24 protein-coding genes are annotated in these 21,487 nt (G+C 67.1%); 19 read left to right on the plus strand and 5 right to left on the minus strand.

Annotated features, from left to right (window positions below; all coding sequences use genetic code 11):
* Positions 1-33 precede the first annotated feature (33 nt).
* The 3 genes from C4S71_RS21165 to C4S71_RS21175 are packed head-to-tail and all read left to right on the plus strand — an operon-like array spanning position 34 to position 2,452.
* Positions 34-771: a DUF484 family protein gene (locus tag C4S71_RS21165; RefSeq protein ID WP_086511729.1), complete on the plus strand. Its 738-nt coding sequence runs from the start codon at positions 34-36 to the stop codon at positions 769-771.
* Positions 746-1,678, plus strand: a complete 933-nt coding sequence (locus C4S71_RS21170; protein ID WP_422666864.1) for a tyrosine recombinase XerC — start codon at positions 746-748, stop codon at positions 1,676-1,678. Before C4S71_RS21165 ends, C4S71_RS21170 begins: the two co-directional genes overlap by 26 nt.
* Before the next feature lie 3 nt (positions 1,679-1,681).
* Positions 1,682-2,452, plus strand: a complete 771-nt coding sequence (locus C4S71_RS21175; RefSeq protein WP_103970469.1) for an HAD family hydrolase — start codon at positions 1,682-1,684, stop codon at positions 2,450-2,452.
* Here the strand turns inward: C4S71_RS21175 and yihA are convergent.
* Complete coding sequence (gene yihA / locus C4S71_RS21180) at positions 2,422-3,066, minus strand: ribosome biogenesis GTP-binding protein YihA/YsxC (protein ID WP_103970470.1); 645 nt, start codon at positions 3,064-3,066, stop codon at positions 2,422-2,424. The two genes, C4S71_RS21175 and yihA, sit on opposite strands and share 31 nt — an antisense overlap.
* Positions 3,067-3,327: 261 nt before the next feature.
* On the opposite strand from yihA, the gene C4S71_RS21185 reads away from it, so the two are divergent.
* The 5 genes from C4S71_RS21185 (at position 3,328) to C4S71_RS21205 (ending at position 7,727) form a co-directional block, all read left to right on the plus strand.
* Positions 3,328-3,948, plus strand: coding sequence for a c-type cytochrome (locus C4S71_RS21185; protein ID WP_086511725.1), 621 nt, complete (start codon positions 3,328-3,330; stop codon positions 3,946-3,948).
* 185 nt (positions 3,949-4,133) lie between these two features.
* A complete protein-coding gene (locus C4S71_RS21190; protein ID WP_103970471.1) occupies positions 4,134-4,781 on the plus strand; it encodes a thiol:disulfide interchange protein DsbA/DsbL in 648 nt (215 codons plus the stop codon).
* An 83-nt stretch (positions 4,782-4,864) separates the two neighbouring features.
* On the plus strand, positions 4,865-5,620 hold the full coding sequence (locus tag C4S71_RS21195; protein WP_103970489.1) for an endonuclease/exonuclease/phosphatase family protein: 756 nt from the start codon (positions 4,865-4,867) through the stop codon (positions 5,618-5,620).
* Positions 5,621-5,761: 141 nt separating this feature from the next.
* Positions 5,762-6,310: a TRAP transporter small permease subunit gene (locus C4S71_RS21200; RefSeq protein WP_103970472.1), complete on the plus strand. Its 549-nt coding sequence runs from the start codon at positions 5,762-5,764 to the stop codon at positions 6,308-6,310.
* A 10-nt stretch (positions 6,311-6,320) separates the two neighbouring features.
* Entirely contained in the window at positions 6,321-7,727 is a 1,407-nt protein-coding gene (locus tag C4S71_RS21205) for a TRAP transporter large permease (protein WP_176342945.1), read from the plus strand.
* A 35-nt stretch (positions 7,728-7,762) separates the two neighbouring features.
* On the opposite strand, the gene C4S71_RS21210 is transcribed toward C4S71_RS21205, so the two are convergent.
* Entirely contained in the window at positions 7,763-8,194 is a 432-nt protein-coding gene (locus C4S71_RS21210; protein WP_103970473.1) for a YqaA family protein, read from the minus strand.
* Positions 8,195-8,235: 41 nt separating this feature from the next.
* On the opposite strand from C4S71_RS21210, the gene thiD reads away from it, so the two are divergent.
* The 3 genes from thiD (at position 8,236) to dtd (ending at position 10,486) form a co-directional block, all read left to right on the plus strand.
* Complete coding sequence (gene thiD / locus C4S71_RS21215; protein ID WP_103970474.1) at positions 8,236-9,048, plus strand: bifunctional hydroxymethylpyrimidine kinase/phosphomethylpyrimidine kinase; 813 nt, start codon at positions 8,236-8,238, stop codon at positions 9,046-9,048.
* Positions 9,049-9,127: 79 nt separating this feature from the next.
* A complete protein-coding gene (locus C4S71_RS21220; RefSeq protein ID WP_103970475.1) occupies positions 9,128-9,973 on the plus strand; it encodes a universal stress protein in 846 nt (281 codons plus the stop codon).
* Positions 9,974-10,048: 75 nt separating this feature from the next.
* Positions 10,049-10,486 carry a D-aminoacyl-tRNA deacylase gene (dtd, locus tag C4S71_RS21225; protein WP_103970476.1) on the plus strand — a complete coding sequence of 146 codons (438 nt, stop codon included), beginning with the start codon at positions 10,049-10,051 and terminating at the stop codon, positions 10,484-10,486.
* Positions 10,487-10,666: 180 nt separating this feature from the next.
* Here dtd and C4S71_RS21230 read toward each other — a convergent pair whose 3' ends face one another.
* Entirely contained in the window at positions 10,667-12,619 is a 1,953-nt protein-coding gene (locus C4S71_RS21230; protein ID WP_103970477.1) for an ATP-binding cassette domain-containing protein, read from the minus strand.
* Positions 12,620-12,697: 78 nt separating this feature from the next.
* On the opposite strand from C4S71_RS21230, the gene C4S71_RS21235 reads away from it, so the two are divergent.
* The 7 genes from C4S71_RS21235 to C4S71_RS21265 all read left to right on the plus strand — a co-directional run bounded on the left by C4S71_RS21235 (position 12,698) and on the right by C4S71_RS21265 (position 18,776).
* Positions 12,698-13,222 (plus strand): TIGR02444 family protein, encoded by a 525-nt coding sequence (locus C4S71_RS21235; RefSeq protein WP_234240472.1) that lies wholly within the window; start codon positions 12,698-12,700, stop codon positions 13,220-13,222.
* Between the two features lie 101 nt (positions 13,223-13,323).
* Entirely contained in the window at positions 13,324-14,343 is a 1,020-nt protein-coding gene (locus C4S71_RS21240) for a TRAP transporter substrate-binding protein (RefSeq protein ID WP_103970479.1), read from the plus strand.
* A 182-nt stretch (positions 14,344-14,525) separates the two neighbouring features.
* Positions 14,526-15,104, plus strand: a complete 579-nt coding sequence (locus C4S71_RS21245) for a TRAP transporter small permease (protein ID WP_103970480.1) — start codon at positions 14,526-14,528, stop codon at positions 15,102-15,104.
* Positions 15,105-15,129: 25 nt separating this feature from the next.
* The gene (locus tag C4S71_RS21250) at positions 15,130-16,413 is read left to right on the plus strand and encodes a TRAP transporter large permease (RefSeq protein WP_103970481.1); all 1,284 of its coding nucleotides are present in this window, start codon (positions 15,130-15,132) and stop codon (positions 16,411-16,413) included.
* A gap of 26 nt (positions 16,414-16,439) precedes the next feature.
* Entirely contained in the window at positions 16,440-16,883 is a 444-nt protein-coding gene (locus tag C4S71_RS21255) for a universal stress protein (RefSeq protein WP_103970482.1), read from the plus strand.
* A 168-nt stretch (positions 16,884-17,051) separates the two neighbouring features.
* A complete protein-coding gene (locus C4S71_RS21260; RefSeq protein ID WP_103970483.1) occupies positions 17,052-17,735 on the plus strand; it encodes a BamJ family beta-barrel-assembly machinery protein in 684 nt (227 codons plus the stop codon).
* Between the two features lie 9 nt (positions 17,736-17,744).
* A complete protein-coding gene (locus C4S71_RS21265; RefSeq protein ID WP_103970484.1) occupies positions 17,745-18,776 on the plus strand; it encodes a PHB depolymerase family esterase in 1,032 nt (343 codons plus the stop codon).
* Positions 18,777-18,824: 48 nt separating this feature from the next.
* Here C4S71_RS21265 and C4S71_RS21270 read toward each other — a convergent pair whose 3' ends face one another.
* Both C4S71_RS21270 and C4S71_RS21275 read right to left on the minus strand, forming a co-directional pair.
* Positions 18,825-19,418: an SCO family protein gene (locus C4S71_RS21270; RefSeq protein WP_234240468.1), complete on the minus strand. Its 594-nt coding sequence runs from the start codon at positions 19,416-19,418 to the stop codon at positions 18,825-18,827.
* Entirely contained in the window at positions 19,415-19,927 is a 513-nt protein-coding gene (locus C4S71_RS21275) for a hypothetical protein (RefSeq protein ID WP_103970486.1), read from the minus strand. Before C4S71_RS21275 ends, C4S71_RS21270 begins: the two co-directional genes overlap by 4 nt.
* Positions 19,928-20,061: 134 nt before the next feature.
* Here C4S71_RS21275 and C4S71_RS21280 point away from each other — a divergent pair, with 134 nt between their 5' ends.
* The gene (locus tag C4S71_RS21280; protein ID WP_103970487.1) at positions 20,062-20,979 is read left to right on the plus strand and encodes an AEC family transporter; all 918 of its coding nucleotides are present in this window, start codon (positions 20,062-20,064) and stop codon (positions 20,977-20,979) included.
* Positions 20,980-21,487: the final 508 nt, after the last annotated feature.

A 21,487-nucleotide genomic window follows, 5' to 3' on the forward strand; every position in this document is an offset into this window, starting at 1 on the left:
GACGGGCCCACCCCGAACCGTAGGAGTCACTGCATGACCCGAGCCGTTCCCGAACCGCGCAAGACCCTCGATCCGGACCGGGTGGCCGAGTGGCTGGCCCGACATCCGGACTTCTTCGTCGGCCGCGAGGGGCTGCTGCAGCAACTCAAGGTGCCCCACCCGGAGGCCCACGGCACCACCTCGCTGCTGGAGCGTCTGGTTCACGACCTGCGCCGCCGCGCCGAACAGGCCGAGTGGCGGCTGGAGCAGCTACTGGAGTCGGCGCGTCACAACGAGGTGCAGTATCGCCGCACCCGCGAGCTGGTGCTGGCACTGCTGGAAGCCGAGGATGCCGATGCCCTGGGCCAGGCACTGGCCACGCAGATCGCCGAGCGCTTCCAGATCCCCGCCGTGGCCCTGTGGTGCCCCGCTCAGCTCACCAATCACGAGCCGCTGCCACCGCAGCCGCCGCGCCACGTGCTCGACGAACACGCCGGCGTACGCCTGGCCGCGCTGCTCGACGGACGCACCAGCCGCTGCACCCGGCTCACCCCCACCGACTGGGGGCGCCTGCTACCCCACGCCAAGCCGCCGCGCCAGGCCGGCTCCTGCGCCCTGACCCGGCTGACCCTGGGCGAGCCGATGGGCTACCTGGTGCTGGCCAGCCCCGACCCGGACCACTTCCGCGCCAGCATGGACACCCTGTTCACCGAATACCTGGGCGACGTGCTGGCCCGGCTGCTGCTGCGCCATGCGCCCAGCGTGCATGACAGCCCCCCGGCGCATGGCTGAGGGCGCGCTGCGACAGCAGCTGGGCGCCTGCCTGGAGCGGCTGTCACGCAGTGCCAGTCCGGCCACGCTGAGCGCCTATCGCCGCGATCTCGAGGCACTGGCGGAATTCCTCGAGGCGCGCGACATCCATGACGCCGCGCGCCTGGAGCTGAGCCTGGTGCGTCGCTTTCTCGGCGCCGAGCGCAGCCGCGGCCTGGCCCCGCGCAGCCTGGCGCGTCGCCGTGCCGCCGTGTCGCACTTCGGCGCCTTCCTGGTGAACACCGGCGTGCTCGGCCACAACCCGGCCGAACTGGTGCCGACGCCGCGCCAGGGCGCTCATCTGCCCAAGCCGCTGGATGCCGATCAGCTCGCCCGGCTGCTCGATACGCCCCACGACGGCTCGCCGCTGGCGCTGCGCGACCAGGCGATGCTGGAGCTGTTCTACTCCAGCGGCCTGCGCCTGGCGGAGCTGGCCGGCCTCGACCTGGGCGACGTCACCAGCCGCCGCGTTCGGGTCATGGGCAAGGGCAGCAAGCCGCGCCAGGTGCCGGTCGGCCGCAGCGCACGGCGTGCCCTGGAGGCGTGGCTGGCCGTGCGCGGCACCCTGGCCGGCGATGGGGAAGCGGCGCTGTTCGTCGGCCGCGGCGGCAGCCGGCTCGGCCATCGGGCGATACAGAAACGCCTGGCCGAGGTGGCCCGCCAGCGCGGCCTGCCCGAGCACCTGCATCCGCACCGGCTGCGCCACTCCTTCGCCAGCCACCTGCTGGAGTCGAGCCAGGACCTGCGCGCGGTGCAGGAGCTGCTGGGTCACGCCAACCTCTCCACCACCCAGGTCTACACCAAGCTCGACTGGCAGCACCTGGCGGCCAGCTACGACGCCGCGCACCCCCGCGCGCGGCGGCGCCGCGACGACTCTCCGGGCACCTGAACCATGCTGCGAACCACGCCGCTCCAGGCCATCACCTTCGACCTCGACGACACCCTGTGGGACAACCACGGCGTGATGGTGGCCACCGAAACCGGCCACTACGCCTGGCTCGACCGCGAGCTCGGCGCCTGCCTGAGCATGCGTGGGCAGCAGGGCTCGCCCTCGTTCGCCGAGCGCTTCCCGCTGGAAGCCTTCGAGCAGCGCCGCCGCGCCCTGGCGCGCGCCCATCCGCTGCGCCGCGGCGACTTCACCTGGCTGCGCGAGCGAGCCCTGCGCGAGATGCTGGCGGAGTTCGGCCTCGACCCGGCCGCCGCCCGGCTGTGGGCCGGAGCGGCCATGGAGCGCTTCATGGAGCTGCGTCATCGGGTCGAGCCGCACCCCGAGGTGGAACCGCTGCTGGCCGGGCTGAGCCGGCACTACCGCCTGGCCAGCATCACCAACGGCAACGTGGCGGTGCAGCGCCTGGCCCTGGGCCGGCACTTCCCGGTGGCCATTGCCGCCGGTGAGATGTTCGCCCCCAAGCCGGACCCGCGGCCGTTCCTGGCGGCCCTGGGGCGCCTGGGAGTGACGCCGACCCGCGCCATGCACGTGGGCGACTCCTGGCGCGAGGACGTCGAGCCGGCCAGACGCCTGGGCATGCGCGCGGTGTGGATCTCACCGCAGGTGGATAGCTTGCCCCTGCCGCCCGGCGTGCATCGCCTCGACCACGTGCGCGAGTTGCCTGCGCTGCTGCGCCGGCTGGGTCAGGAGGCCCCGCTGCTGCCCGGTTGCTGAACCTCGGCGGGATCGTTCAGCCACTGGTCCAGGCGGGAGCACGCCTCGTCGACCCCCTCGCGCTTGAGCGAGGAGAACAGCTGCACCGTCACCAGGTCCTCCCACTCACGCAGGCGGCTGCGCACCTGCTGCAGGGCGTTCTTGGCCGCGCCGGACTTGAGCTTGTCGGCCTTGGTCAGCAGGATGTGCACCGGCTTGTCCTGGTCGTCGGCCCAGCCCAGCAGGGTCTGGTCGAACTCGGTCAACGGATGGCGCACGTCCATCACCAGTACCAGGCCGCGCAGCGAATGCCGCCCCTCAAGGTACTCGGCCAGATGGCGCTGCCACTCGAGCTTGACCGCTTCCGGCACCTTGGCGTAGCCGTAGCCGGGCAGATCGACCAACCGGCGGCTGGTGTCGTCGCCCAGCGAGAAGAAGTTGATCAACTGGGTACGACCCGGCGTGCGTGAGGTGCGCGCCAGCGCCTTCTGCCGGGTCAAGGTGTTGATCGCGCTCGACTTGCCGGCATTGGAGCGGCCAGCGAAGGCGACCTCGGCACCGTCGTCGACCGGGCACTTGGCAAGCGTGGGTGCGCTGATCAGGAAACGCGCGCTCTGGTAGTTCAAACGGGACATGACCTCGACTTCCTACGGCATGGGCATCGGGAGGACAGCGCCGGGTTCTTGACCTGCATTCCCGATGCCGGCTTGTTTCGTTATAATGCGGTGTCTTTTGTCTGCGACCTGGGCGCGCTAGTGTACCACCGTGCTCTTGCCGGCAGCGACCGCGCACGCGGCGTTCGCTTCGGCAGGGTGAGCCCGGCCTGGCTCGTGAGAGGCTCGGGCAGCTCCCAGGATGCGTACCGGTACAACCCATAACGGCATAGTGAAACAGCGATGAGAAAGTTACTGGCAAGCCTGGCATTTACCATCGGCGCCGTTGGCGTCGCCCACGCCGACCTGGAAGCAGACGCCGATCCTGCCGCCGGACGTGAGCTGGCACAGCCCTGTGCCGCCTGTCACGGTCAGAACGGCATCAGCTCCGCTTCTTCCTTCCCGCATCTCGCCGGTCAGAACATGACCTATACGGCCAAGCAGATCATGGACATCCGCGACGGCAACCGCGTGGTGCCGGAGATGGTCGGCCAGGTCGACGACTTCTCCGACGAGGATGCCTGGGACGTGGCCGCCTTCTATGCCGAGCAGGACCCCCACGTCGGCCAGGCCGATGCCGCCGAGGAAGCGCTGATGCGCGGCCAGGAGCTCTACCGTGCCGGCGACATGACCAAGGGCATCCCCGCCTGTGCGGCCTGCCACGGCCCCACCGGCGCCGGCATCAACACTGCCGTCTACCCGGCGCTCTCCGGCCAGTTCCCGTCGTACACCGTCTCCACGCTGCAGGATTTCGCCAGCGGCGAGCGGGCCAACGACCCGAACAACATGATGGCCGACATCGCCGCCAAGATGAGCGATGCCGACATGCAGGCGGTGGCCAACTACATCTACGGCCTGCACTGAGTCACTGCCGACAGGCATTCGCCGGCCACGAGCCGGCAGCGGAAGGCGGCTTAGGCCGCCTTCTCCGTATGCAGCGGCATAAGGTGCACGGGGAACCGTAACCGACTCCAGCCCTCAAAGTGAGCAGCAAATTCGCTATGCTGACATTGCCGCCCTAACCTGCGGCTTCTCAAGGAGCTCAATCCATGTTCAAACCTTTCCGCCTTCTCCAGTCAGCCGTGATTGCCGTGGCCGGCCTCGGTCTGGCATCGCTCGCCTCGGCCAATGTGGTCGAGGGCCAGCACTACGAGCGCCTGCCCGAGCCCGTCGAGACCCGCGTCGAGGAGGGCCAGATCGAGGTCGTCGAGGCGTTCTGGTACGGCTGTCCGCACTGCTACAACCTGCAAAGCAGCGTGAAGGCGTGGTACGAGACCCTGGGCGACGACGTCAGCGTGGAGCACCTGCCCGCCACCATGGGCGGCGACTGGAACACCCACGCCGTGGTGTTCTATGCCGCCGAGGAACTGGGCATCCGCGAAGAGGCCCACGCCGACATCTTCAACGCCATTCATCAAGAGGGACGCCGGCTGACCGATGCCGACAGCATTGCCGCCTTCTTCAGCGAATACGGTGTCAGCGAGGAGGAGGCTCGTAAGGCGCTCGACTCCTTCGGCGTCAAATCGCAGGTCAACCAGGCCCATGCGCGCATGCGCAGCATGCGTCTGATGGGCGTACCGGCGCTGATCATCGACGGCCGCTATCTGGTCACCCCCAGCAGCGCCGGCAGCCTGGAGAACATGCCGCAAGTGGCCGATGCCTTGATCGAGCGCGTGCGTCAGGAGCGCGAAGACTGACCGTGACTGCCGAGAACTCGCACCTGGCCGAGGCCAGGACCCCGACCCTCGAAGGTGGGCACCTCAAGCTGCTCACCTTCAACATGCAGGTCGGTATCCAGACGTCGGCCTATCACCACTACCTCACTCGTAGTTGGCAACATCTGTTACCGCATCCGCATCGGGCGCGGCGGCTCGACATGGTCAGCAGCGTGCTGAGCCGCTTCGACATCGTCGGCCTGCAGGAGGTCGACGGCGGCAGCTTTCGCTCGAGCAACGTCAACCAGGTGGAGTACCTGGCCACCCGGGGCGGCTTTCCCCACCACTACCAGCAGCTCAACCGCAACCTGGGACGCTTCGCCCAGCACAGCAACGGTCTGCTGTCGCGCCTCGCCCCCACGCTGGTCGAGGAGCACCGCCTGCCCGGCACGCTGCCGGGCCGCGGCGCCATCCACGCCCGCTACGGCGACGGCCCGGACGCCTTGCATCTGTTCGTCGCCCACCTGGCCTTGAGCCATCGTGCGCGGATGCGCCAGTTCGACTATCTCAGCGAGATCATTCAGCCGCTGCGCCACGTGGTGGTGATGGGCGATCTCAACTGCACGCCGGAGCAGCTGCACTCGCATTCACGCTTCTGCGCCTCGCTGCCACTGCACCCCGTGCGTCCGCTGCTCAGCTATCCTTCCTGGCAGCCGCGCCGCGCACTGGACCACATCCTGCTCTCCGACTCCCTGGAGGCCCGGGACGTGCGCGTGCTCGATCATCTCTTCTCCGACCACCTGCCGATTGCCGTCGATGTCGCCCTGCCGACATCCTGCCAGGCGGTGCTGGAAGCGCTGCACAAGAAGCAGAGCCTCTAGGCCATACCGGAAAACCGTCTGCGCCTGGTCGTACGACGTCGAACATGAGACGTCGGGCCGGGCGTTGAGGACCAGGGATGACGCCCGCGGCGGAATCGGCGATGATGCGGTCCCTGATTCGCTTCGACACGAGACCCTCCCATGCCTACCGCGAACCGTGATCCGGTCCTGCTCGCATGGCTCGACGGCTTTACCGAGGTCGTGGGCCGCTCCATCGCCTGGCTGGTGATCATCATGATGGCGGTACAGTTCGCCATCGTGGTGATGCGCTACGTCTTCAGCATCCACAGCGTGGTGATGCAGGAGTCGGTCATGTACATGCACGCCATGGTATTCATGCTGGGGGCGGCCTGGACCCTGCGCCACGATGGCCATGTACGCGTCGACATCTTCTACCGCAAGCTCTCCGCCCGCGGGCGGGCCTGGATCGATCTCGGCGGCACCCTGTTCCTGCTGCTCCCGGTGGTGCTGTTCATCGCCTGGTCGAGCTATGGCTACGTGCGCAGCAGTTGGGCGATCCTCGAGCGCTCGCCCGACGGCGGCATCCCCGGCGTCTACCTGCTCAAGACGCTGATTCTGGTGATGATGGCGCTGCTGCTGGTGCAGGGCGTGGCCCAGGTAATGCGCCAGATACTGATCCTGCGCGGCAAGGCGCCGGGCAATACTCCCGACCACGACGAGGTAGTCTGACGTGGAAGCCCTGCTCGAATTCATGCCGCTGTTCCTGTTCCTCACCGTCTGCGCCGTGCTGATGCTGGGCTATCCGGTGGCCCTGGCGCTGGCCGGCACCGCGCTGATCTTCGCCGGCCTGGGCCATCTGCTGCTGCAGATGGGCGTGCCGGTGCCCTTCGAGGCGCGCATGATGGGCGCCATGCCCAACCGCCTCTACGGCATCATGACCAACCAGACCCTGCTGGCGGTGCCGCTGTTCGTGCTGATGGGGGTGCTGCTGGAGAAGTCCCGCGTGGCCGAGACCCTGCTCGACGCCATGGCGCTGCTGTTCGGCACCCTGCGCGGCGGGCTCGGCATCTCGGTGATCCTGGTCGGCATGCTGCTGGCCGCCTCTACCGGCATCGTCGGCGCCACCGTGGTCACCATGGGTCTGCTGTCGCTGCCGACCATGCTCAAGCGCGGCTATTCGCCGGCGCTGGCCACCGGCAGCATCTGCGCCACCGGCACCCTGGGCCAGATCATCCCGCCCTCCATCGCCCTGGTGCTGCTGGGCGACGTGCTCTCCAACGCCTATCAGCGCGCCCAGCTGGCCATGGGCGTGTGGAGCCCCAAGACCGTCTCGGTGGGCGATCTGTTCGTCGGCGCCCTGATTCCCGGCCTGCTGTTGGTGGTGGCTTATATCGTCTACATGATGGTCGTCGCTTGGCTGAAGCCGGAAAGCGCACCGGCTGCAGATCGGGACGTGCTGAAACAGGAGCTGGGCCACAGCGGCAGCATCCTGCCGCTGCTGATCAAGGGGCTGATTCCGCCGGTGCTGCTGATCGTCGCCGTGCTGGGCTCGATCCTGGGCGGCTTCGCCACCCCCACCGAAGCCTCGGCGGTGGGCGCCACCGGCGCCTTCCTGCTGGCGCTGGTCAACCGCCGCATGAACCTGCCGATGCTGCGCGAGGTGGTGTTCACCACCACCAAGGTCACCAGCATGGTGTTCCTGATCCTGATCGGCGCCGCGCTGTTCTCGCTGGTGTTCCGCGCCTACGGCGGCGAGGAGCTGGTCAAGGAGATGTTCGAGGCGCTGCCCGGCGGCGTGGTCGGTGCCACCCTGGTGGTGATGCTGGTGATCTTCCTGCTCGGCTTCATTCTCGACTTCATCGAGATCACCTTCGTGGTGGTGCCGATCGTCGGCCCGGTGCTGCTGATGATGGGCCTCGACCCGATCTGGCTCGGCATCATGATCGCGGTGAACCTGCAGACATCGTTCCTGACGCCGCCGTTCGGCTTCGCGCTGTTCTACCTGCGCGGAGTGACGCCGGAGTCGGTGCCGACCTCCGCCATCTACCGCGGCGTGGTGCCCTTCATCCTGATGCAGCTCGGCATGCTGGGGGCGCTGGCACTGTTCCCGGGGCTGGCCACCTGGTTGCCTTCGGTGTTGAGATGAGTCTGGCCTGGTCTTGAGCCTGGCTTGGCCTGACGTTACTGGCAGAGCGGGGCCAGCCAGGCCTGGGCGAGATAAAGCACCACGGCGTAGCGTGTCCCCTTGGCCACGGTGATCAGCAAAATGGCCCGCCACCATGGCAGGCGGAAGATGCCGGCCAGCACGGTGAGCGGGTCGCCGATCACCGGCGCCCAGGAGAGCAGCAGGCTCCACTCGCCGAAGCGGTGATACCAGCCCTCGGCCCGGGCCAGACCCTGGGGCGAGGCGGGAAACCAGCGGCGATTCTGGAAACGGCGCGCATAGCGCCCCATCCAGACATTGACCAGACTGCCCAGGGTGTTGCCCGAGGTGGCCACCAGCCACAGCGCCAGCACCGGCTGTCCCAGGCACCACTGGCGCGCCAGCCACACCTCGGAGCCACCCGGCAACAGGGTGGCGCTGACGAACGCCACCACGAAAAGACTCAGCATCCAGCCTCCCTACACCGCCATTCTGTTTGCGAGAGGACGCCATGACGACCCACCGCCCCGTTCCCAATGCGCTCACCATCGCCGGCTCCGATCCCAGCGGGGGAGCCGGCATTCAGGCCGATCTCAAGAGCTTCTCGGCGCTGGGCGCCTATGGTACCAGCATCATCACCGCACTGACCGCCCAGAACACCCGCGGCGTGCGCGGCGTCCACCCGATTCCGGTGGAGTTCATCCGCCTGCAGCTCGACACGCTGCTCGATGACGTGGCGCTCGATGCGGTGAAGATCGGCATGGTCGCCAGCCGCGAGGTCGCCGAGACCATCCGCGACGCGCTCGAGGCCAGGCGCCCCCGCTGGGTCGTGCTGGATCCGGTGATGGTAGCCAAGAGCGGCGACATCCTGGTCGACGACGTGGGCATCGCTGCGGTGCGCGAGGTGCTGGTGCCGCTGGCCGACCTGATCACCCCCAACCTGCCCGAGGCCGCGGTGCTGCTGGGGCGCCCGGCGCCGACCAGCCGCGACGAGATGCTGGCCATGGCGCCGGCGCTGGCCGGCCTGGGCGCCGGCGCCGTACTGCTCAAGGGCGGCCATCTGCGCGACGAGAGCTGCCCCGATCTACTGATCGCTGACGGCGAGAGCCGCTGGATCGAGGGCACCCGGATCGCCACCTCCAACCTGCACGGCACCGGCTGTTCGCTCTCTTCCGCCATCGCCGCCCGCCTCGCCCTGGGCGACGAGCTGCCCGCCGCCATCGCCGCGGCCAAGCAGTGGCTCGAAACGGCGCTGACCGAGAGCCGGCGGCTCGCGGTGGGCCAGGGCCACGGGCCGGTGCACCACTTCCATCGCTGGTGGTAACGAAACGGCCTTGCAGCCTCGCCGACTGGCGCCCATGCTGAAGTCTGCCTCGCCAGGCTCATCGCATCGGAGAGACGCCATGACCCAGACCCTGCTGTTCGCCTGCGACCTTTCGGCCGAGAACCGCGCCGCCTTTGCCCGGGCCATTCGCCTGGCCACGGAGAGCGGTGCACGCCTGGACGTCATCCACGTGCTCGACCCCTACCTGCCGCGCCGCGTGCTACACGATCTCGAAGCCGCCGTGGTCGACGACATGCAGGCCATCATGACGGACATCCGTGAGGACTATGCCCTGCCGGAGCCCAGCGTCATGCTGCAGACCGTGGCCGGTGCCACCTATGCCGAGATCGTCCGCGAAGCCCACGACCGCGAGGTGGACATGATCGTGCTGGGCTCCCACCGCAAGCGCGGGCAGAACGACCTGATCATCGGCACCACCCTGGCTCGCGTGCTACGCAGCGCGCCCTGTCCGGTGCTGTCGGTGATCCAGCCGGCCAACCGCGACTGGCAGGAAATCCTGCTGCCCGTGGACTTCTCGCTGGCCAGCCGCAATACCCTGCGCGAGGTGCTCAAGCGTTTCCCCGAAAGCCACCTGACCCTGCTCCACGCCTGGGACATCCCCGGCGAACGCGAGATGGGCTCCGACAGCGACTATGCCCGCTGGCGCGACCGCGAGGTGGAGCGCCTGCGCTGCCAGCTAGAGCGCGAGACCGACCAGCTGATGGGCGAGCTCGACAGCGTGCCCGACGTCGACCTGGTACTGGAACAGGGCGACCCGCTGGAGGTGCTGGTCACCCGGCTGCGGCGCCAGCCGCCCGACCTGCTGGCGCTGAGCAGCCGCGGTCAGTTGGGACGCCAGAGCCCCATCACCGAGGCGCTGCTGGCCGAGCCGCATTGCGACATCATGCTGTGCCGCGCTTGGTAACACCCTCTCCGCACCAAGCTGAAGTTGCGTGATACCCTTTCGGCAAACTCATGCTCAGAAAGGGGATATCGGCGCATGAAAGCCTTGATACAGCGTGTGCGACGCGCCAGCGTGACGGTGGACGAGCGAACGGTGGGGGCCATCGATCACGGCCTGCTGGCCCTGGTGGGGGTGGAGAAGGGCGACGACGAGACCGCCGCCGAGCGCCTGCTGCACAAGCTGCTGCACTACCGGGTGTTCAGCGACGAGGCGGGCAAGATGAACCTCGACCTGCAGCAGGTTGAAGGCGGGTTGCTGCTGGTCTCGCAGTTCACCCTGGCCGCCGATACCCGCAAGGGGCTGCGCCCGAGCTTCTCCAGCGCCGCGCCGCCGGCCGACGGCGAGCGGCTGTTCCACTACCTGCTCGACCGCGCCCGGGCGGCCTGGCCCCGGGTCGAGAGCGGCGAGTTCGCCGCCAACATGCAGGTCGAGCTGATCAACGACGGGCCGGTGACGTTTCTGCTGGAGAGTTGAAGGCACCATTGCTGGCCGCATTCCGCGGCTGATCCGGGGACAGGCCTGCGAGGAGGCGCTGTGAACCCATCCCTGGGCGCTACATTTGCCATCCATGGCAAATGACCTCCTCTTCGACCTGTCCCCGGCGCCGCTAGCGTAAGCTGCCATCAGCATCGTGATGTCGTTGTTCCGGGTATGTCAGGCCCCGCTTTCGAGCAGCTCCGCTTCCATCGCCTCGAGCGCCTCTTCGGCGGCCAGCCACTCGGCTTCCAGCGTCTCCAGCCGTGACTTGAGTTCGCCCTGGCGGGCCAGCCGCTCGGTGAGCTCGGCCTTGCGCGTCGGGTCGGTGTAGAGCTCGGCCTCGCCCAGCGCTTCCTCCACCGCGGCCAGCTCTTCCTGGGCCTTCTCCAGCGCCTGCTCGGCGCGGTCGCGCGCCTTCTTCAGCGGCCGCAGCTTCTCGCGCAGCTCGGCGGCGGCGCGGCGGCTCGCCTTGCGGTCCTCCTTGGGCGCGGCACTCTCCGTCTGACGCTCGGCCTTGTCGGCCCGCGCCTCGCGCCGCTCGCCCTCCAACCGCGCCTTGAGCCAGGCACGATAGTCCTCCAGGTCGCCGTCGAAGGGCTCGACGCGATGGTCGGCCACGCGCCAGAACTCGTCGACGGTGGCACGCAGCAGGTGGCGGTCGTGAGAAACCAGGATCACCGTGCCCTCGAAGGCGGCCAGCGCTTCGGTGAGCGCCTCGCGCATTTCCAGGTCGAGGTGGTTGGTGGGCTCGTCGAGCAGCAACAGGTTGGGCTTGCGCCAGGCCACCAGGGCCAGCGCCAGGCGCGCCTTCTCGCCGCCGGAGAAACGCCCCACCTCGCCGAAGGCGTCGTCGCCCTGGAAACCGAAGCCGCCGAGGAAGGTGCGGATCGCCTGGTCGCTGGCGGTGGGCGAGAGCCGCTGCACGTGCATGAACGGCGTGGCCGTCATGTCGAGCCCCTCGAGCTGATGCTGGGCGAAGTACCCTACGGCGAGATGCTCGCCCGGGATACGCTGGCCCGCCAGCAGCGGCAGCTCGCCGGTCAGCGACTTGATCAGGGTCGACTTGCCGGCCCCGTTGGGCCCCAGCAGGCCGATGCGCTGCCCCGGCAGGATGGTCAGCTTGACCTCGTCGAGCTGAGCTTTTTCCGCCCCGCTCTCATCCCGATAGCCGAGCCGGGCCTGGTCGAGCACCAGCAGCGGATGCGAGGTCTTGTCCGATGACGGAATGGTGAAGTGGAACGGCGAGTCGGCGTGGGCCACGGCGATATCGCCCATGCGCTCGAGCATCTTCAAGCGGCTCTGGGCCTGGCGCGCCTTGCTCGCCTTGGCCTTGAAGCGCGCCACGAAGCGCTCGATCTCCTCGCGCCGGGCCTGCTGCTTGGCCGCCTCGGCCTGCTGCAGGGCCAGCTTCTCGGCGCGGGTACGCTCGAAGGTGGAGTAGTTGCCACGGTAGAGCACCAGCCGGCGCCGGTCGAAATGGACTATGTGGTCGCACACCGCGTCGAGGAAGTCGCGGTCGTGGGAGATCAGCAGCAGGGTGCCGGGGTAGCGCATAAGCCACTGCTCGAGCCACAGCAGGGCATCGAGATCGAGGTGGTTGGTGGGCTCGTCGAGCAGCAGCAGATCCGACGGCATGAACAGGGTGCGCGCCAGGTTGGCGCGCATGCGCCAGCCGCCGGAGAAGGCCGACAGCGGGCGGCTCAGATCGGCCTGGCCGAAGCCCAGCCCGATCAGCAGCTGAGCGGCCCGCGACGGCGCGCTGTAGCCATCCAGCGCTTCGATGTGACCATGCAGCTCGGCCTCGCGGTTGGCATCGCCCTGGCGGCGTGCCTCCTCGAGCGCGGCCTCGGTCTGGCGCAGCTCGCGGTCGCCGTCGAGCACGTAGTCGACGATGGGCCGGTCGAGAGCATCGACCTCCTGGGCCATGTGGGCGATGCGCTGGCCCCCGCTCATCTCGATCTCGCCGCGGTCGGGGGCAAGCGTGCCCAGCAGCAGCCCGAACAGGCTGGACTTGCCGGCCCCGTTGGGACCGACGATACCGGCCTTGTGCCCGGCATGCAGGGTCAGTTCGGCTTCCTCGAGCAGGGTCTGGGTGCCGCGTTGCAGGGCAACCTGGCGCAGTGCAATCATGCAGGCTCCAACTGGCGATACAGGGTACGGTCGCGGCCGGGTGCTCGCTCGCGAGACCACGGCGGCGACTTCTAGATCATGAGCGACGATTCTACCGCAACCATGGCATCTCTGCGGGCCGGGCTTGCCGCCGACCCGCTGTGGGATTTCGCCCTCTCCTTCTATGCTCGCCCCGGGGTGGAGTCGGCCTGCCTGCTGCTGCAGGACGACGCCGGTGTCGATGTCTGCGAGCTGCTGTGGCGCTGCTGGCTGCATCGTCACGGCTTGACGCCTGCCGAGGCGCCCGCCGAACTGGCAGCGATTCACCGCTGGCAGGAGGAAGTGACGGTGCCGTTGCGGACGCTGCGTCGACGGTTGAAGGCCCAGGCCGCCAACGATCCCGGCACCGCCGAGGTGCGCCGCCGCATTCAGCAGGCCGAACTGGCGGCCGAACGCGAAACGTTGCTGCGACTGCAGCATCTGGCCCTGCGAACGATGCCACTGGAGGCGTTATCCAGCCCCATTCCCAACCTCGAAAATTCCCTTGCAAGTCGCTGGAAATTACAGAAAAAAGAGCAACTTTTGGCGGTTCAAACCCTCGAATGCCAGCTTGACCCTCTGTAGGCGGCACGCTAGCCTGAAAAAACATGTGTAGCGTTTTGTGGCTACCAATGCCTGTCGATGCCTCTTATTTCACGGGCCAAACCTGCAAGGAGAACATAATAATGAAGGCAACCAAGCTGTTGACCACTGCCAGTATCGGCGCACTGCTGTTCGGCATGTCGGCTGCCGCCCATTCCGCCAACTGGCGCTATGCGCATGAGGAATTCGAAGGTGACGTTCAGGACGTGTTCGCCGTCGCCTTCAAGGAGTACATCGAGGAAAACTCCGATAATACCGTTCAGATTTATCGCTTCGGCGAGCTGGGTGAATCCGACGATATCATGGAGCAGACCCAGGCCGGCATCCTGCAGTTCGTCAACCAGTCGCCCGGCTTCACCGGCGCTCTGATTCCCGAAGCCCAGATCTTCTTCATCCCCTATCTGCTGCCCACCGACGAAGAGACCGTTCTGCGGTTCTTCGACGAGAGCGTGGCGATCAACGAGATGTTCCCGGAGCTCTATGCCGAACAGGGCCTCGAGCTGCTCAAGATGTACCCCGAAGGCGAGATGGTCATCACCGTGGACGAGCCGATCCGCCGCCCGGAGGATCTGCGTGGCAAGAACATCCGTACCATGACCAACCCGCTGCTCTCCGAGACCTATCGTGCCTTCGGTGCCACGCCGACCCCGCTGCCCTGGGGTGAGGTCTACGGCGGTCTGCAGACCGGCATCATCCAGGGTCAGGAGAACCCGATCTTCTGGATCGAGTCCGGCGGCCTCTACGAGGTGTCCCCGCACCTGGTCTTCACCGGCCACGGCTGGTTCACCACCGCGATGATGGCCAACCAGGACTTCTTCGACGGCCTCTCCGAGGAGGAGCAGCAGCTGGTGCGTGATGCCGCCGAGGCCGCCTACGAGCACACCATGGAGCACATCTCCGGCCTTGCCGACGAGTCGCTGGAGAAGATCCAGGAAGCCTCCGACGAGGTCACCGTGACCCGTCTCGACGAGGACGAAATCGAGGCCTTCCGTGAGCGTGCCCCGCGGGTCGAGGAACGCTTCATCGAGATGACCGGCGACCGCGGCCGCGAACTCCTCGAGCAGTTCAAGGCAGACCTCGAAGCCGTCACCGGCGACGAGTAAGCCGCGAGCGATTCGACGTGCAAGCATCGAGGGGGTAGCCGGTCGGCTGCCCCTTCGTGTTTCCGGGCCAGCGCCACCCGGCCAAACAGCGTTGCAGCCGGCCTGTTCCTGCCGGCTTACGTTACTTACCTTAAAGGCTGACGCTTCGAACCTCGCAGGACAGCCTTCAGGAGACCGGTCGCATGACAGAAGAAGAGTCCGAAAAGAACTACCGTTCCACGCTCCCCGGCCCCCTCGGCGTCGTCGATACCTGGATCAGCCGCGCCGAGGCCGTCATCCTCGCCGTGGGGGTGATCCTGATGGCGATCAATACCGTTGCCAACGTCATCAGCCGTTTTGCCTTCGGCGAGAGCCTGCACTTCGCCGAGGAGGTCAATCGCATCCTGATCGTCATGATCACCTTCGCCGGCATCGGCTATGCGGCGCGCCACGGCCGCCACATCCGTATGTCCGCGTTCTACGACATTCTCCCCACCGGGGGCCGGCGCGCCCTGATGATCTTCATCTGCCTGTTCACCGCGCTGGTGATGTTCGTGCTCTGCTACTTCTCCATCGGTTACATCCAGACGCTCTACGGACGCGGCCGGGTACTGCCCTCGCTGAGCATTCCGGTGTGGACGATCTATCTCTGGGTACCCATCGGCTTCACTATCACCGGCATCCAGTACCTGCTCACCGCGTTCAAGAACCTCACTTCACACGATGTCTATCTGTCGACTCATGTGGTCGACGGCTACAAGGATACCGAGACGGAAGTCTGACGCAGGGCGACAAGGAACAATAACCATGACAGCCATCATTCTCTCCATCATGATCGTGCTGCTGCTGCTGGGGTTTCCGATGATGATTCCCCTGGCCACGGCGGCCTTCGTCGGTTTCTACATGACCTTCGGCGGCATGGGTCAGATGGAAACCCTCATCCAGCAGATGATGGGCGGCATCCGGCCCACGGCGCTGATCGCCGTGCCGATGTTCATCCTCGCCGCCGACATCATGACCCGCGGCCAGTCGGCTCACCGCCTGATCGACATGGTCATGAGCTTCGTCGGCCACATCAAGGGCGGCCTTGCCGTCAGCACCGCTGCCTCCTGCACCCTGTTCGGCGCGGTCTCGGGTTCGACCCAGGCCACCGTGGTGGCGGTGGGGTCGCCGCTGCGCCCGCGCATGCTCAAGGCCGGCTACAAGGATCCTTTCACCCTGGCGCTGATCATCAACTCCAGCGACATTGCCTTTCTGATCCCGCCGAGCATCGGCATGATCATCTACGGCGTCATCTCGGGCACCTCCATCGGCGAGCTGTTCATCGCCGGTATCGGTCCCGGTCTGCTGATCCTGCTGATGTTCTCGCTCTACTGCGTGGCCTACGCCATCATCAAGGACGTACCCACCGAGCCCAAGTCCACCTGGCGCGAGCGCCTCACCGCGGTGCAGAAGGCGCTATGGCCGTTGGGCTTCCCGGTGCTGATCGTGGGCGGTATCTACGGCGGCATCTTCAGCCCCACCGAGGCGGCCGCGGCCTGCGTGCTGTATGCCGTGCTGCTCGAGTTCGTGATCTTCCGCTCGTTGAAGCTGCCGGACATGTACGCCATCGCCAAATCCACCGGGTTGATCACCGCGGTGGTGTTCATCCTAGTGGCGGTGGGCAACGGCTTCTCCTGGATCATCTCCTTCGCCCAGATCCCCCAGACCCTGCTCGAGGCGTTCGGCATCAACGAGGCGGGGCCGGTCGGCGTGCTGATCGCCATCTGCGTGGCCTTCTTCATCGCCTGCATGTTCGTCGATCCGATCGTGGTGATCCTGGTACTGACGCCGATCTTCGCCCCGGCCATCGCCGCCTCCGGTCTCGACCCGGTGCTGGTGGGCGTGCTGATCACCCTGCAGGTGGCGATAGGCTCGGCAACGCCACCCTTCGGCTGCGACATCTTCACCGCCATTGCCATCTTCAAGCGCCCCTACTGGGAGGTGATACGCGGCACGCCGCCCTTCGTCTTCATGCTGATCCTGTCGGCAGCGCTGATCATCATGTTCCCGCAGATCGCCCTGTTCCTGCGCGACATGGCCTTCCGCTAGCGGCCCGATGCTGAGGAGACGCTGAGATGTTCAATCGCATACTGGTACCGGTGGACGGCTCGAAGGGCGCCCTGAAGGCGCTGCAGAAGGCCGTGGGCCTGCACCTGCTGACCGGCGCCGAGCTCTACGTGCTGTGCGTGTTCAAGCACCACAGCCTGCTGGAGGCCTCGCTCTCCATGGTGCGCCCGGCAAGGCTCGACATCCCCGACGATGCGCTCAAGGAGTACGCCACCGAAATCGCCGTACAGGCCAAGAGCGAGGCGGCGGGGCTGGGGGCCGACCCCGACAAGCTGCGTGCCTTCGTCAAGGGCGGCCAGCCTTCGCGCACCATCGTGCGCTTCGCGCGCAAGCGTGAGTGCGACCTGATCGTGGTGGGCGCCCAGGGCACCAACGGCGAGAAGAGCCTGCTACTGGGCAGCGTGGCGCAGCGGGTGGCGGGAGCCGCCCACTGCCCCACACTGGTGGTGTGAGCGGCAGGCCGGGTTCGTCATGCACCATTCGCCATGCACCATTCGTCATGCACCATGCATGTGCGGAACCGGCCCTGCCCTGATAGAGTCCGAGTACTGGTATCGAGCCGACCGCTCCCCCCGGGAGCGCCGTACAAATCGCCCCAAGACCAATCGACAGGACTCTGCATGAAGACACTGCTGACTTCCGCCTCCCTGGCTGCCCTGGTGGCCGCGGCGCCTTTCGCCCTGGCTGCGCCGGAGACAGAGGATGAGCGTCTCAGCTACAGCCTCGGCATCGCCTACGGCCAGAGCATCGCCCAGGAGTATCCCGAGCTCGATGTCGACGCCTTCAGCGCTGCCATCCGCGACATCATCGAGGGTAACGACCCGGCCATGAGCGCCGAGGAGATGGCCGAGACCCTGAGCCAGTTCCAGCAGGACGCGCTGGCGGCCCGCCAGGCGGAGGCCGAGCAGCTGGCCGAACTCAATCTCGCCGAAGGCCAGGCCTTTCTGGCCGAGAACGGCGAGCGCGAGGAGGTCACCACGACCGACTCGGGCCTGCAGTACGAGGTGCTGGAGAGCGGCGACGGCGAAAGCCCGGGGCCGAGCTCCCATGTGGAAGTGCACTACGAAGGCACCCTGGTCGACGGCACGGTATTCGACAGCTCCCTGGAGCGCGGCCAGCCACTCAGCTTCCGCGTCGATCAGGTGATCGAGGGCTGGCAGGAGGCCCTGCAGCTGATGAGCGTGGGCGATACCTGGATGCTGTTCATTCCCCCGGAGCTGGGTTACGGCGCCCAGGGCCAGGGCCCCATCGGCCCCAACGAGACGCTGATCTTCCGCGTCGAGCTGCTCGACGTCATGGAGTGACGCGACGCCATGAGAGCCTCGTCACTCCTGGTCGTCGGCCTGCTGCTGGCGACCGGTGCACAGGCCGCCGAGCGCCTGCCGGAACTGCCCCGGCTCGGCATCGAGCCTGAGGGAATCAGCGTGATCGGCGTCTCCTCGGGTGGCTACATGGCCACCCAACTGGCCGTTGCCTGGCCGGAGCGCTTCGCCGGCCTGGCCGTACTGGCGGCCGGCCCCTGGAGCTGCGCTCAGGGCGGCCTCGGCCAGGCGCTGGGCCAGTGCATGGCCACGCGTCGCGGACCGCCCGACCTCAGCGTACTGGATGCGCGCCTGCGGGACTATCAGGCCCGCGGCCTGGTGGGAGAGGCGGAAGCCCTGGCCGAGCTGCGGGCCTTCGTCTGGCACGGTGAAGAGGACGGCGTGGTGAATCCTTCTCTGGGCGAGGCGTTGGCAGAGCAGCTCGCCGGCTGGTTGGCCAGCCCCGACGAGCAACTCAGGGTCGTGCGCTCAACCGGTGTCGGTCACGGCTGGCCCGTCCAGGCCGACGAGCAGGTCCCACCGAGCCAGCTGGCGCAGTGTCGACTCGGCGGTGGAACCCATATGCTGGCCTGCGATCTCGACATTGCCGGCGAGGCGCTGGGCTGGCTGCACGGCACGCTGACGCCCCCCCAGCAGGGCACCGCCAGTGAGCTACTGCGCTTCGATCAGGCACCGTTCGCCGCTCGCGGCCTGGGCAAGGCCGGCTACGTGCTGATTCCTGAAGGCTGCGAATCGGGCGGCTGCGAGTTGACGATTGCCCTGCACGGCTGCGGCATGACCGAGGAGCAGATCGACCGTGCCTTCGTGGAGCACAGCGGACTCAACGAGTGGGCCGAGGCCAACCAGCGCGTCGTGCTCTACCCTCAGGCCACCACCAGCCTGGCCAACCCCCAGGGCTGCTGGGACTGGTGGGGCTTCACCGAAAGCACCTGGCAGCTCGACCCGCTGCACGACACCCGGGAAGGCGTACAGGTCAAGGCGCTGATGAGCATGCTCGAGCGGCTCGGACAGAGCCCTGAATGACAGAGCCCTGAAGACAGGGCTCTGGAGAGAAGTAGACGCTCGGCGGTCTCAGCCGCCGAGCTCCTGCTCCAGCGCCGAGCGCAGGGCATGCGGCGCCGGCGAGTAGAGAACGCGCTGACGGATGGTGCCCTCGCGATCGACCAGATAGAGCGAAGAGCTGTGGTCGACGGTGTACTCCATCGCCGACTCGGGCGTTTCCACCCGACGCCAGACCACGCCATAGCGTGCGGCCAGCTCCTCGAGCTGCTCCTGGCTGCCGGTGGCGCCGATGAAGTCGTCGCCGAAATAGCCGACGTATTCGGTGAGCCGCTCGATGGTGTCGCGCTCGGGATCCACCGAGATCAGCACCGGCACCACCCGGCGCCGCTGCTCGTCATCCAGCCCCTGCATCACCTGGCGCATCACCGCCATGCTCATCGGACACACGTCGGGACAGTAGGTGTAACCGAAGAACAGCACCGCCAGTTGGTCGTCCTCGAGCTGGGTCAGCGAGAAGTCTCCCTGGGTAGAAGGCAGCTCCACCGGGCCGCCCCGCGGACTGCCGTCGTCGTCGTCCTGGAACTGCTGGTAACCGAACAGCCCCCCCAGGCCCACCACGACGATCAGCGCCCCCAGCGCCATCCACATACGTTGCCGTTTCATGGCAAACTCCGCTCCACGGTGAAATCGAATCGACTCCCCAGCCGACCCTCAGGCGTCTCCACCACCACCTGAGCCTGCCAGCGCATGACCGATTCGGTACAGATCGGCACCTGGCCGACACCTTCGAAATGTCCTCTATCCTGCTTGCTCAGGGGGAAACGATGCAAGCCCATATCCATGTCGCTGCCAACGAAGTCGACTCTGACCGACTGCGCTTCGATGCCATCCACCTGGACTTTCAGCGGCAGCAGCTCCAGCGCCCGAATGCTCCCGGGCGCGTCGACATCGAGGGTCAGCCTGCGCCCCTCGCCCAGGGTGGCACTGCACTCGCCGCGCTGAAGCTCGCAAGGCAGCGTGGCGAGATGCCAGTCGACGTCGGCGCCGCCACGCAGCAGGTGCGCAGCCAGATACCACAGCGCCACGCAAAGCGTGAGCAGCGTGGCCAGGATCAGCAGGCGGAGCCCCGGAAAGCGGGACTTGCCGACGTTAGGCAGGGTGGGCGAGGACATGGCAGCGAAAGCAGCACTTCACGAAACGGCGGTAGAGGATAAGCTTAACAGCATTTGTTTACGGGTCTGGCGTGTACCGTTGTCGCAGGGTTTAACGGTCCGGCGACTCAACCCAAGACGACAAGGATATCGAGATGGAAGGCGTTACCAATGCGCTGGGCCCCCTGTTCCTGCTGATTCTGCTCGGCGCCGCACTCGGCCGATTGCGCCAGCCGAGCGACGACTTCTGGGTACAGCTCGAGAAGGTCATCTATTTCCTGCTCTTTCCCGCCATGCTGGTCGCCACGCTGGCCACCGCCAACGTGGGCGAGGTGCCGGTGATACGCCTGGCCATCGCCCTGCTCGGCGGCATGCTGGCCTTCGCCGGGCTGCTGTGGGCGGCACAGCGGCGGCTGGGCCTGGCGCCGGCGGCCTTCACCTCGGTATTCCAGGGTGCGCTGCGCTTCAATACCTACGTGGGGGTTGCCGGAGCGGCTGCCCTGCATGGCTCGGCCGGCGCCACGGTGGCGGCGGTCGCCGTGGCGCTGATGGTGCCGGTGGTCAACGTGCTGTGCGTGGCCAGCTTCATCGCCGCCGGCACTCTGGGCCCCTCGAGCCTGGGCAAGAGCCTGGCGGCCCTGGTGCGCAACCCGCTGATCCTGGCCTGCCTGGCCGGTATCGGCCTCAATCTCTCCGGCATCGGCCTGCCCGGCTGGAGCGGTTCGGCCGTGGAGCTGCTGGGCCGTGCCGCCCTGCCGCTGGGGCTGGTGGCGGTGGGTGTGGCCCTGCGCCCTCAGGCGCTGCTGCGCCTGGATCGCGGGGTGTGGACCTCCAACCTCGTCAAGCTGATGCTGATGCCGGCGCTGGTGTTCGGTCTGGCGCTGCTGCTGGGGCTGGACGCGGTGAGCCGCGACGTGGCGCTGCTGTTCGCCGCCCTGCCCACCGCCACCTCGGCCTACATCCTGGCCCGCCAGCTGGGCGGCGACGCCGAGCTGATGGCAGCCCTGATCACCGGCCAGACGCTGCTGGCCATGGCCACGCTGCCCCTGTGGCTGCATCTGGCAGGAAGCTGAAATAAAAAACATTCGCATTCGTGTTGACAGAGAGAATGAGAATGACTTACATTGAGTGCGTGGTGTTGATGAGCCACCACGGCCATTAGGGGAACCGCCAGTTTCCCGCTATGGTTTCTCCCCCTCATTGCTAGTCACGGTCTTGCCTGCGCCTCCTCTGGAGGCGCCTTTTTTTGGTGCGCCAGGCATGGCGCGCAGCGCCCGACGGGCGCTGTTTCCGAGGGTGGTGCCTCGGAATGACTTGGGGGTGAAAGTCCCCTACGGACCCTGATAGCGGGAACCGTTAGCCGAACAGCAAGGGTGTCCGTCGCGAGACGGAATCTGAAGGAAGTTGGAGGCAAACTCCCGGCCCGACGAACAGAAATCGCATACGAGGCTGTCGCCACCTGGGCGAGAGGGCCAAGAAACTCGAAGCCCAATAGCTATCCGGAAGGGGCGGCAGTAGATGCGGCGGGTGTATGGGAGGAAGGTCGCGCGTCTTACCCTGGGAGGTCTGATGGTCTGCCAC

The organism is Billgrantia desiderata, from assembly GCF_900108215.1.
GTDB classification, from domain to species: Bacteria; Pseudomonadota; Gammaproteobacteria; order Pseudomonadales; family Halomonadaceae; genus Halomonas; species Halomonas desiderata.